This window comes from Flavobacterium sp., assembly GCF_040402955.1.
Lineage (GTDB): Bacteria > Bacteroidota > Bacteroidia > Flavobacteriales > Flavobacteriaceae > Flavobacterium.
Window position 1 is genome coordinate 59,831 of record NZ_JBBALQ010000005.1, and the last position, 12,022, is coordinate 71,852.

The window sequence follows — 12,022 nt, forward strand, 5'->3', positions numbered from 1 at the left end:
GTAATACATGCAGCAAATTATAATTTTTCTTATAAAAAACAGCTATAAATTGCTGTTTTTGCTGCTTTTGGGTATTTCATTAACGCTTACAATTAAATCACATTCTTATCATAGAAGCCAGTATATTAATTCTTCAAATGCGTTTTCAGGTTACACGTATAGCCAAATTAATAGCGTTAAAGAATATTTTGTCCTGCAACAAAAAAATGAAGATTTAGCGAGAGAAAACGCACGTTTAAAAGAAATTTTATTCAATAAAAAAGACACTGTTTTAGAAAGTAAAATTGTAGTGCCAAATATTTTATCGGATTTTGTAGTGAGACAAGCAAAAGTGATAAAAAATTCTTACACAAAACAAGAAAATTTTTTAACATTAAGCAAAGGTTCGTTTGAAGGTCTGAAAACCGATATGGCTGTAATTAGCGATAAAGGCGTGGTGGGAATTATAGAAAAAACATCCAAAAATTACGCTACAGTAATTAGCATTCTGCACACGAAGAATCCATTAAACGGAAAAATAAAAAATTCAGATCATTTTGGTTCAATAACTTGGGATGGAAAAAATGCAGGTTATGTGCAACTTATTGATGTGCCGAAATTAGCCACATTAAAAAAAGGCGATACTATTGTTACTGGAGCACAATCTGCCATATTCCCTGAAAACATTCCAATTGGAAAAATCGAACAAATTTTTGCTGAAAAAACAAGTAACAAGTTTGTTATCAATGTAAGACTTTTCAACGATATGACATCACTTGGTTATGTATATGTTATTGAAAATAAAAAGAAAAAAGAAAAAGAAACACTCGAAGCAGAAACAAAAAAAGACCCAACAAAGCAATAATGAATAGTAACTTTCTATTTAATTTAATACGTTTTATTGTTTTGCTAACAATACAAATTGTTGTGCTTGAACAGGTAAAGTTAGGCGGTTGGATAAATCCTTATTTGTATGTGCTTTTTATTATTTTATATCCAATAAACTCTAATAAATCTGGTTTTATAGCTGCAAGTTTTTGTTTGGGTTTACTTATGGATTTATTTTGCGATAGTGGCGGCGTTCACGCAACTGCTTCTTTACTTTTAGCCTATTTTAGACCTTTTTTCTTAAAGTTTGCTTTCGGTTTAAGTTACGAATACCAAACCATTAGAATAGCTGATAAATTATCTGTAGACCGGTTTACATTTATTATGTCTGCCATCGTATTTCATCATTTGATACTTTTTAGTTTAGAATTATATCGGTTCGATTTATTTTTTGAAATCATCACGAGAACACTTCTAAGTACCCTTTTCACATTTGCAATTTGTATTATTAGTATTTACTTGATTAAACCAAATAAACGATGAGAAAGACTTTATTACCAACCCTTATCATTATATCCGCTATCCTGTTATTGGTTCGTCTTTTTTATTTACAAATTATTGATGATACTCTAAAAATAAAATCGGAAAATAATGCCATAAAAATAAAATTCGATTTTCCAGAACGCGGTTATATTTACGATAGAAACGGAAAGCTATTAGTCGCCAATCAGCCATCATATGATATAATGGTTGTTCCTAATGAAGTAAAAGAAATTGACACACTTGAATTTTGTAGAATTCTTCAAATTACAAAAGAAGATTTTTTAGAAAAAATAGGAAAAGCAAAAATTTATAGCCCAAGATTACCTTCGCTTTTTCTAACGCAATTAAATAAACTAGAATTTGCTGGTTTTCAAGAAAAAATCAGAAAATACACTGGGTTTTATATTCAAAAACGTTCCTTAAGAGAATATCAAACAAAACATGGCGCAAATATTTTCGGATTTATCACACAAGTAAATGATGCCATTATAAAAGATAATCCTTATTATAAAAGCGGCGATTTAATAGGTAGGCAGGGTGTTGAAGAAGCTTATGAAGAAATGTTACGGGGTGTAAAAGGGGTAAAATACATTCTAAAAGACAAACATAATAAAGAAATTGGTTCTTATAAAGAGGGAAAATTTGACACCATCGCTAAACAAGGTAGCGATGTAACTTTATCTATAGATGGAGAATTACAAAAATATGGTGAAGAATTGATGGTAAACAAGCGTGGCGGAATTGTAGCAATTGAACCGAGTACAGGTGAAATTTTAGCTTTAATAACTGCGCCATCGTATGATCCAGCTTTATTAGTTGGTAGACAACGCTCAAAAAATTATACAAAATTATACAATGATTCCATTGCAAAACCTTTATTTGATAGGGGTTTATTGGGTGAATTTCCTCCAGGATCTCCTTTTAAAATTCTTACCGGTTTAGTTGGTTTGCAAGAAGGTGTAATTGATACCCAAACGTCTTTTGTTTGTAATCATGGATTTTCCTATGGACGTGGTGCATTTATGCGTTGCCACTGTCCGGGTGGTGTGATACAATTAAATTTTGGAATATATAAATCTTGTAACACGTATTTTGCAAATGTATATAAACGTACCATTGAAAAATACAAAAGACCAAAAGACGGTGTTGATGCCTGGGCCAATCACCTTAAAAGTTTTGGTTTAGGAAAATTTATGGGATACGATTTACCTCCAGGTAGAAAAGGACATATTCCAACTTCTAAATTTTATGAGCATTTTTATCCCAATGGCGGATGGCGTTCTACTACCATTATTTCAAATTCAATTGGTCAAGGTGAAGTTTCTATGACACCTATTCAATTGGCAAATATGATGGCTACTATTGCAAATAGGGGCTACTATTACACCCCTCATATTATTAAAAATATAAAAGGTAAAAAAATAGATTCAAAATATACCACAAAACATATTACAACTATTGACAGAAGACATTTTGATCCAGTAGTAAATGGTTTATTTGACGTTTATAACCGCGGAACTGCTTTTGGTTTAGGAGTAGAAGGTATGGAAATTTGCGGGAAAACAGGTACTGCTGAAAATTTTGCCAAAATAAATGGAAAACGCGTTCAGCTTGAAGACCATTCTGAATTTGTAGCTTTTGCACCAAGAATTCGTCCGAAAATTGCCATTGCAGTGATTGTAGAAAATGGGCATTTTGGAAATACTTGGGCTGGACCGATTGCTACGCTGATGATTGAAAAATATTTAAATAAGAAAATTACTCGTACAGATTTAGAAAAGCGAATGTTAGAAGGAAACTTAAATTGGCAATATAGAAAGTTATATCCTAATAAAGATTCCATTCACAAACCTAAGTTAGATAAAGCAGATTCGCTTCGAATGAAATTAAAATCTAAAAAAGAAGTAGAAAAAGACAAGAAAAAGGAAGAAAAGAAAAAAATGACGTAGAACAAAAATAATTATATTTTTCAACATCCTAAAAATTTCCAAAACAAATCGGAAAATAAACACAAATGAAAAACCAAGATATAAGTAATTCCATTGATTGGATAACTATTTTGTTATACTTCATCCTAGTAGTATTTGGATGGATGACGATATATTCCGTAACGGTACCTGCTAATCAAGAATACACATTTGATTTCAGCTTGAATTATGGCAGACAAATGATTTTCATGTTGATTACAATACCAATAATATTTTCGATTTTATTTATAGATTCAAAAATTTTTGAGCGATTTTCTTCTGTTTTTTACGGAATTGGAATTGCCTTACTTTTGGGATTATTTGTTTTTGGAGTTAGCAAAAAAGGACAAACTAACTGGTACCAATTTGGAGGATTTGGATTTCAACCCTCAGAATTTGTAAAAACTGCTGTAGCCTTGCTTTTATCTAAATATTTAAGTGATGCACAAGTAAACTTAGCCAAAAAGAATTTTCAATATATAGCGTTTGCAATTATAGGATTCCCAGTTTTGCTTATTTTATTGCAACCAGACACCGGTAGTGCTATGATTTTTTTATCTTTAATTTTTGTTCTATTCAGAGAAGGATTACCTGGTTGGTATTTGTGGACTGGAGCCATTTCCATTGCTACTTTCCTTTTAGCACTTATTATAAAACCTATTTACTTGATTTCATTTATTGGAATATTTATGGTAATTCATTTTATATTTAATCGACTGATTTCTCGGAATCCAATTGTGTATGGGTTGATTTTTATCGCAATTTCACTTTTTTCGTTTTCGGTTAGTTATGTATATGATAAAGTTTTAGAACCCCACCAAAAAGATCGTATTAATGTGCTTTTAGGAAAAGATGTAAATATGAAAGCCGAAGGATACAATTTAGATCAATCTATGATAGCCATTGGTTCAGGCGGTTTATTTGGAAAAGGTTATTTAGAAGGTACACAAACAAAAGGTGGTTTCGTACCAGAACAACATACCGATTATATTTTTACTACAGTAGGTGAAGAATGGGGATTTATTGGAAATTTGTTGGTTATTGGATTATTTGTAAGCTTATTTATTAGAATTTTATACTTAGCAGAAAGGCAAAAAACACGATTTAGTAGGGTATATGGCTATTGTGTAGCCACCTATTTATTTACGCACTTTTTTGTAAATATTGCTATGCTAATACGTTTGTTCCCAACTATTGGAGTACCACTTCCCTTTTTTTCCTATGGTGGTTCTAGTTTGTGGGCGTTTACTATTATGCTTTTTATCTTTATTAAGCTGGATGCAAATAAAGTTAATGAGTGGTAAAACTTTATTTAAAACATTAAAAAACCATTCAAATGAATGGCTTTTTAAATATTTCCGTTTAATTTATTTTGAAGCTAATTTTTCTTTACCTTTCTTAGTCTTTTTTGTTTTAACTAAAGTTGCTTTTATATCATCGGAAGTTAAATCAGTTAATACATTTAATGTTTCTGTCATATAAACATCTTTAACTAATTCCGCATGCCATCTTTCACGTTTTTCTTTTAGTAACTCGTCAGTTGCCATTAAATCTAATTCGTAAGGTAAAGAAGTAAAATTTAGGTTGTTTTTAAATTTTTCAATGGTTTTAAATTTTTTAGTTTGCAATTCAATATCAGCAATTTCTTTTTTATACGATGCATAATTTATACTTATAGTATTATCTTCTTTTCTATCATTGATCCATTTTGCGTTTTCAGAAATTAAATTAAAGTTAGCATTAGTAGCAATTCTTTTTTTACTATTAGTTATTACTTTTTCATAATTTACTTGTAAAGGCGTGTAGTTTGCAGCTTCAATTTTGTCCCACGGTAAAGCGCTTTTTTCATCTTTTTCACCGGTTTGCATGAAACTAAAACGATCTGGCATGACAATATCGCTTTTTACACCTTCTAATTGAGTTGAGCCACCGTTAACCCTATAAAATTTCTGAGTAGTTGTTTTTAATGCACCAAATTCGCCAAATTCATTACCGCGAACAAACTCATTTAAATCAAAAAGATTTTGAACGGTTCCTTTTCCGTAGGATTGTTTGCTTCCAATAATAATTCCTCTATTATAATCTTGAATAGCCGCCGCAAAAATCTCAGATGCCGATGCCGAATAATTATTAATCATAACTACTAATGGGCCATTCCATTGTACTTTAGGATCTGAATCTGTTAAAACTTGAGCTTTTCCTCCTGCTGGTTTTACTTGAACTACTGGACCTTTATCAATAAACAAACCCGTCATTTTCACTACAGTTTCTAATGAACCTCCTCCATTGTCACGTAAATCCATTACAATTCCTTCCACATTCATAGCTTTTAATCTTTCGACTTCAATAGCTACATCTTTAAAGGCGTCTCGGTTAGATTTGTTATCAAAAGATTGGTAAAATTTTGGCAAATAAATTACACCAAATAACTTCCCATCTTTTTCAACCACGGTAGATTTAGCAAACGTTTCTTCAGTTTCAACTTCATCTCTTACAATAGGTATCACTTTTACAGAACCATCTACTTTTTTTACAGTTAATTTTACCAAGGTTCCTTTTGGTCCTTTTATTTTTTTAATAACATCATCTAAGCGCATTCCAGCAATATCAATTGGTTGCTCATTAGCTTGTGCCACTTTAATAATGACATCACCTTGTTCTAATAATTTACCACGCCAAGCTGGTCCTCCACTAATTAATTCTGACACTTCAATACCTTCATTTTTCTTTTGTAAACGAGCGCCAATTCCTTCAAATTTTCCACTCATACTTACATCAAATTTTTCTTTATCTTCAGGAGAAAAATAATACGTATGTGGATCATATTGCGTAACAATTGCGTTTAAGTAAACGGTAAACCAGTCTTCACGGGTTAATTCTGCAATAAAACTAAAATTATTATTTAAATTACTTTCTGTAGTTTTTCTGGCTGTTTGTTCTAATTCTTCAAAAGATTTTGGTTCAGTTTTTTCTACTGGTTTTTCCTCTTTAGCAACATTCGTTTCGTCTAAAAATCCAGATTTTATAGCATTTTGAATGTCTTCTTTATCTGTAATATCACTTAAGACGGCAAGTTCTAATTGCTTTCTCCAGCGCTGATCTAAGTCGATCATACTTGCAGCATACGGTAGTTTTTCATAATCTACATTGATGGTTTCATTATCATTTAAATCTAATGGTTTTGAAAGAATGTCAGTGTAAATTACTTTCGATTCTTTCATTCTTAGCATTAATCTTTTATATGTTAAATCAAAAAATGTCAAATCTTTGCTACGAATCATATCATCAATAGCCAATTCATATTTTTGAAATTCGGCAATATCCGATTGAATGAAAAATCGTTTGGTAGGATCTAGTGATTCAATATAGGAAGCATACGCTTTTTTAGAAAATTCATCATTTATTTCAATAGGAGAAAAATGGCCTTTTTCTAAAACAAAAGATAACAGTTCAATTAACATTTTATCTTTATCGTCGCCAATTAGTTTTTTTGAAGGAATAAAGCTCCATAATCCCGCAGCTAATATCCCTACAACCAATAAAACCTTATAATTTCTATTCATAAATTCTATACTTTTTTTCATTTTTAACTTCTAAAATCGTGCCAAATAGATTATGCATTGCTTGTAAAAAAACAAGAAAACAAATTTAATATATTAATCCGCAAATAAATCATAAAATATAATAAATTAGCAATTAATTTAACACAAATGTAAAATGAAAAAAATTCTAGTTACGAATGACGACGGAATTGCTGCTCCAGGTATAAAATCTTTAACAGAAGTCATGCATGAATTAGGTGAAATTTACATTATTGCTCCAGACAGCGCTCAAAGCGGCATGGGTCACGCCATTACCATAAATAGCACTTTAGAATTGAAACATATTCCTAATTTTTTAGGTACAAATAACGCTTATAGTTGTTCTGGAACACCCGTAGATTGTGTGAAAATGGGTGTTCACGAAGTAATGAAAAGCAAACCTGATTTATGCGTTTCCGGTGTCAATCATGGGTCTAATTCCTCTATAAATGTAATTTATTCTGGTACGATGAGTGCTGCGGTAGAAGGAGGTATTGAAGGTATTCCGTCTATCGGATTTTCTTTGTGCGATTACAGTTGGGATGCGAATTTTGAATACATCAAACCATTCATTAAAAAAATAGTTTTAGAAGTTTTAGAAAACGGCTTACCTGAAGGTGTGGTTTTAAATGTAAACTTTCCAAAAACAGACCAAATTAAAGGAATAAAAATTTGTCGTCAAGCGAAAGCGGCTTGGGAAGAAGAATTTGACAAGCGTACCAACCCAATGGGCAAAGAATATTATTGGTTAACTGGGAAATTTGTCAACCATGATAACGGCGAAGATACAGATGAATGGGCGTTAGCTAATGATTATATTTCTATAGTTCCCGTTCATTTTGATTTGACTGCTTATCACGCGATGCAGCAATTAAATAGTTGGAATTTATAGTCTTTAAACAAGTTTACTAAAAAATTTCTACGATTCTATAGGATTAAGAAATTTTTCTAACCGAATCTCTTTTTCTTAATTCTGTTTTAATAACAACTGTTTCGAATATTTTTTCAGATTCATAATCTTGAATTTCTTCAATTCGTTTGATGATTAATTCAGCTGTTTTTTGACCAATTTCTGGCGCATGTTGACTAACTGTAGATAAGCTTGGCGTCATTCTTCTTGACCATAAACCATCTGCAAAACCAATAATTGATATATCATTTGGCACGTGAAATCTGTTTTTTAAACAAAATTTCATTGCAGTAACCGCAGCATATTCATCAACTGCAAAAATCGCATCTGGTTTTTTATCTAAAATAAGTTGACCCATTTTTTCATCAAATCCAAAATCGGCATCCATTAGCAACGAAATAGAAGAATCAAAAGCAATGTTATTATTTTTCAACGCTTCTTTGTATCCAATTTCTCTTAATTTACCAACACTCAGATTATTAATTGAAGAAAATAGTGCGATTTTTTTACAATTGGTATCAATTAAATATTGCGTCGCATCTACTGCTGAATCAAAATCATCAACAATAACTTTATCGCATTTTAGTTCTGGAGCAATTCTATCAAAAAGAACAATTGGAGTTCCATCGCGCAATACATTATATATATGTGTAAAGTTATTTTCTTTTTGTGTTTCCTCTGCTAATGCTAAAATAAATCCGTCAATGGCACCATTATCCAACATTTCTAACATCTGTTTCTCTTTTTCTATAGATTCATTGGACGTACAAGTTATTAAATTATATCCTTTTTCGTTAGCATATAATTCAATTCCAGAAAATACTTTTGCAAAAAAAGGATTTAAAATATTTGGTAAAATTACACCTATAGTATAAGAACGCTGATTTTTCAGATTTTTAGCAATACTATTTGGCTTATAATTTTTAAGCTGCGCAAATTCTTTAATTTTTATTTTAGTTAGCTCACTAATTTCTGGGCTGTTACTTAATGCCTTAGATACTGTGGAGGTAGAAACTCCTAATTCTTTAGCTAATTCTTTTAATGTGGCTTTGGATTTCATTTTATATACTATTTCAAATTCAAAAATATAAAAAATCAGCGAAAAGAACCTTATAAAATGAATATATTTTATGACCCCTAATAATGAGTTCAAAATCAATAGAAAAGAATTTTAGTTTAGAGTTTGTAATTTTAATAAATAATTGTACTTTTGCACCCCTAATCCCTAAGTTTGGGAATAGGAATGGAATGTTTAATTAAAAATTAGTATTGTGAACACATTAAGCTACAAGACAATTTCGGCAAACAAAGCTACTGCAGACAAGCAGTGGGTTGTTGTAGATGCTGAAGGTCATAACTTAGGTCGTTTTGCTTCTAAAGTAGCTATGCTATTAAGAGGTAAGTACAAGCCAAGTTATACGCCGCATGTTGACTGTGGAGATAACGTAATTGTTATTAACGCAGAAAAAATCAATCTTACTGGAAACAAATTGGATGAAAAAACGTACATCCGTCACACAGGTTATCCAGGAGGACAAAGAAGTCTAACTGCAAAAGTAATGCAACAAAAAAATCCTGCATTATTAGTAGAAAAAGCAGTTAAAGGAATGTTGCCTAAAAACAAATTAGGAGCGCAATTATTCCGTAATTTAAATGTTAACGTAGGAGATGCACACATACATGCTGCACAAACTCCTAAAGCTGTTAACCTAAACGATCTTAAGTAATGGGAGTAATTCACAAAATCGGAAGAAGAAAATGTGCAGTAGCACGTGTTTATGTTTCAGAAGGAACTGGAAACATTACAGTTAACAAAAGAGAATTTGCTGTATACTTTCCAACTGCTACATTGCAGTACAAAGTAAAACAAGCCTTAACATTAACTAACAACGAAAATAATTTTGATGTTAAAATTAATGTATATGGTGGTGGAGCAACTGGTCAGGCGGAAGCTGTAAGAATGGCAATTGCAAGAGCAATGTGCGAAGTAGAAGCTGAAAACAGATTAGTATTAAAACCAGAAGGATTACTAACAAGAGATCCAAGAATGGTAGAACGTAAAAAATTCGGTCAGAAAAAAGCACGTAAGAGATTCCAATTCTCGAAACGTTAATATTCGGTATTATCAGAATATATTTTCAGAACCCTTTTTACAATTAAATTAGAAATTAAAAATCAAGTTGTCGATATTTCTTTTTATTGAAAAAGAAATTAGTTTAGCATCTAAATGAAGCCGAGAAAAAATTGAAAGATTGAAAGATTAAATCTTAAAATTAAAACGGAACATTGCTAGAACACGGAACGTAAACTATTACAAAATGGCAAACAAAATTGACGTTAAAGAATTATTAGAGGCTGGTGTACATTTCGGACACATGACTCGTAAATGGGATCCAAACATGGCTCCTTACATATATATGGAACGTAATGGTATACATATCATTAACCTATATAAAACTGCTGCAAAAATTGAAGAAGCTAATGAAGCTTTAAAAAGCATTGCAGCATCTGGTAGAAAAATACTTTTCGTAGCTACCAAAAAACAAGCAAAAGATATTGTTGCTGAAAAAGCAGCTGCTTGTAACATGCCTTACATCACTGAAAGATGGCCTGGTGGAATGTTAACCAACTTTATCACTATCAGAAAAGCGATTAAAAAAATGGCTTCTATTGATAGAATGAAAAAAGATGGTACTTTCATGACACTTTCAAAAAAGGAGCGTTTACAAGTAGATCGTTTAAGAGCAAAATTAGACAAGAACTTAGGTTCAATTGCTGACATGTCAAGAATTCCTGCTGCATTATTTGTAGTAGATATTAAAGCGGAACATATCGCGGTTAAAGAAGCAAAAAAGTTAAACATTCCAGTTTTTGCAATGGTTGATACAAACTCTGACCCTCGTTTGGTTGAGTATGTTATTCCTGCTAACGATGACGCTTCTAAATCAATCGATAAAATTTTATCTTTAGTAACTGCTTCAATTACAGAAGGTTTATCTGAAAGAAAATCAGACAAAGATGAAACTTCAACTGAAGAAACTACAACTGAGGAAGTTAAAGCTAAAGAAGTTATAGCTGAAGAAACTTCAACTGAAACAGCTACAGTAGCTGAAATTCAGGATGAAGAAACTTCAACTGAAGCATAAAAAATATAAATTCCGAAAGTAAAATTCCAAATTCCAAATTAATTTATTAACTATTTGTTATAAATTTTATAAACCTGGAATTTGGAAATTTACAATTGGAATTTCTTCATTTACATTACTAATCTAAAATAAAATAAAATGTCAAATATAACTGCTGCTGAAGTTAACAAATTAAGAACTACAACCGGTGCTGGTATGATGGATTGCAAAAAAGCTTTAGTTGAAGCTGAAGGTAATTTTGAATTAGCTATTGAAATTTTAAGAAAAAAAGGTCAAAAAGTTGCGGCAAACCGTTCGGATAGAGAATCTACAGAAGGTGCTGTTATTGCTGTTGTAAATAGCGATAATACTGCTGGTGTTGTGATTTCTTTAAATTGTGAAACAGACTTCGTAGGAAAAAATGAAGGTTTCGTAAAATTAGCAAATGATTTTGCAAACTTAGCTTTAAATTTTACTGATAAAGACGCTTTCTTAGCTTCTGATTTTGGTGGAATTACTGTTGCTGAAAAATTAATTGAGCAAACAGGTGTAATTGGTGAAAAAATTGAAATTGGTGCTTTCGAAAGATTAGAAGGTGCATTTATCAATTCATACATTCACGCTGGAAACGGAATTGCTACTTTAGTAGCTTTATCTGCAAATGTTGATGGTGGTGCTGAAGCTGCAAGAAACATTGCTATGCAAGCTGCTGCAATGGCACCAATCGCTTTAGACGAAGCAGGTGTTGATGCGGATACAATTGCTAAAGAAATAGAAATTGCTAAAGATATGTTACGTCAAGAAGGTAAACCAGAAGCAATGATTGAAAACATCGCTAAAGGAAAATTAGGACGTTTCTTTAAAGATAATACTTTAGTAAATCAAGATTATATCAAAGATAGTTCAATGAGTGTTGCTGCTTATATTAAATCTGTAAACGCAGATTTAAAAGTAACTGGTTTCAAAAGAGCTGCTTTAGGATAATATTAAAAAAAGACAAAAGAATATAGATAATAGATGAAAGACTTACAAACTGAGTGTTTGTTTATTAAATTATTATCATTGACTTTATAATAAAAAAACGCATAC

The 12,022-nt window shown here is 31.3% G+C and carries 11 protein-coding genes; 9 read left to right on the plus strand and 2 right to left on the minus strand.

Annotated elements, in window-relative coordinates:
- The first annotated feature begins 7 nt into the window (after positions 1–7).
- The 4 genes from mreC to rodA all read left to right on the plus strand — a co-directional run bounded on the left by mreC (position 8) and on the right by rodA (position 4,621).
- Positions 8–844 carry a rod shape-determining protein MreC gene (gene mreC, locus ABWP78_RS04150; protein ID WP_353169404.1) on the plus strand — a complete coding sequence of 279 codons (837 nt, stop codon included), beginning with the start codon at positions 8–10 and terminating at the stop codon, positions 842–844.
- Between the two features lie 62 nt (positions 845–906).
- A complete protein-coding gene (locus ABWP78_RS04155) occupies positions 907–1,350 on the plus strand; it encodes a rod shape-determining protein MreD (protein WP_353169407.1) in 444 nt (147 codons plus the stop codon).
- Positions 1,347–3,299: a peptidoglycan D,D-transpeptidase FtsI family protein gene (locus ABWP78_RS04160; RefSeq protein WP_353169408.1), complete on the plus strand. Its 1,953-nt coding sequence runs from the start codon at positions 1,347–1,349 to the stop codon at positions 3,297–3,299. The genes ABWP78_RS04155 and ABWP78_RS04160 overlap by 4 nt, the downstream gene beginning before the upstream one ends.
- Positions 3,300–3,364: 65 nt before the next feature.
- Positions 3,365–4,621, plus strand: a complete 1,257-nt coding sequence (rodA, locus tag ABWP78_RS04165) for a rod shape-determining protein RodA (RefSeq protein ID WP_353169411.1) — start codon at positions 3,365–3,367, stop codon at positions 4,619–4,621.
- A gap of 63 nt (positions 4,622–4,684) precedes the next feature.
- Here the strand turns inward: rodA and ABWP78_RS04170 are convergent, their stop codons facing one another.
- Positions 4,685–6,901, minus strand: a complete 2,217-nt coding sequence (locus tag ABWP78_RS04170) for a carboxy terminal-processing peptidase (RefSeq protein ID WP_353169414.1) — start codon at positions 6,899–6,901, stop codon at positions 4,685–4,687.
- A gap of 133 nt (positions 6,902–7,034) precedes the next feature.
- Between ABWP78_RS04170 and surE the strand changes: the two genes are divergently transcribed.
- Positions 7,035–7,790 carry a 5'/3'-nucleotidase SurE gene (gene surE / locus ABWP78_RS04175; protein WP_353169416.1) on the plus strand — a complete coding sequence of 252 codons (756 nt, stop codon included), beginning with the start codon at positions 7,035–7,037 and terminating at the stop codon, positions 7,788–7,790.
- Between the two features lie 43 nt (positions 7,791–7,833).
- Here surE and ABWP78_RS04180 read toward each other — a convergent pair whose 3' ends face one another.
- On the minus strand, positions 7,834–8,868 hold the full coding sequence (locus tag ABWP78_RS04180; RefSeq protein ID WP_353169417.1) for a LacI family DNA-binding transcriptional regulator: 1,035 nt from the start codon (positions 8,866–8,868) through the stop codon (positions 7,834–7,836).
- A gap of 211 nt (positions 8,869–9,079) precedes the next feature.
- On the opposite strand from ABWP78_RS04180, the gene rplM reads away from it, so the two are divergent.
- From rplM to tsf, 4 genes are all read left to right on the plus strand, one after another.
- Positions 9,080–9,535 carry a 50S ribosomal protein L13 gene (gene rplM, locus ABWP78_RS04185; RefSeq protein WP_353169420.1) on the plus strand — a complete coding sequence of 152 codons (456 nt, stop codon included), beginning with the start codon at positions 9,080–9,082 and terminating at the stop codon, positions 9,533–9,535.
- On the plus strand, positions 9,535–9,921 hold the full coding sequence (gene rpsI / locus ABWP78_RS04190; protein ID WP_091310242.1) for a 30S ribosomal protein S9: 387 nt from the start codon (positions 9,535–9,537) through the stop codon (positions 9,919–9,921). The genes rplM and rpsI overlap by 1 nt, the downstream gene beginning before the upstream one ends.
- A 205-nt stretch (positions 9,922–10,126) precedes the next feature.
- Positions 10,127–10,954, plus strand: coding sequence for a 30S ribosomal protein S2 (gene rpsB, locus ABWP78_RS04195; RefSeq protein ID WP_353169423.1), 828 nt, complete (start codon positions 10,127–10,129; stop codon positions 10,952–10,954).
- Positions 10,955–11,092: 138 nt separating this feature from the next.
- Positions 11,093–11,917, plus strand: a complete 825-nt coding sequence (gene tsf / locus ABWP78_RS04200; RefSeq protein ID WP_353169425.1) for a translation elongation factor Ts — start codon at positions 11,093–11,095, stop codon at positions 11,915–11,917.
- The last annotated feature ends 105 nt before the right edge of the window (positions 11,918–12,022 follow it).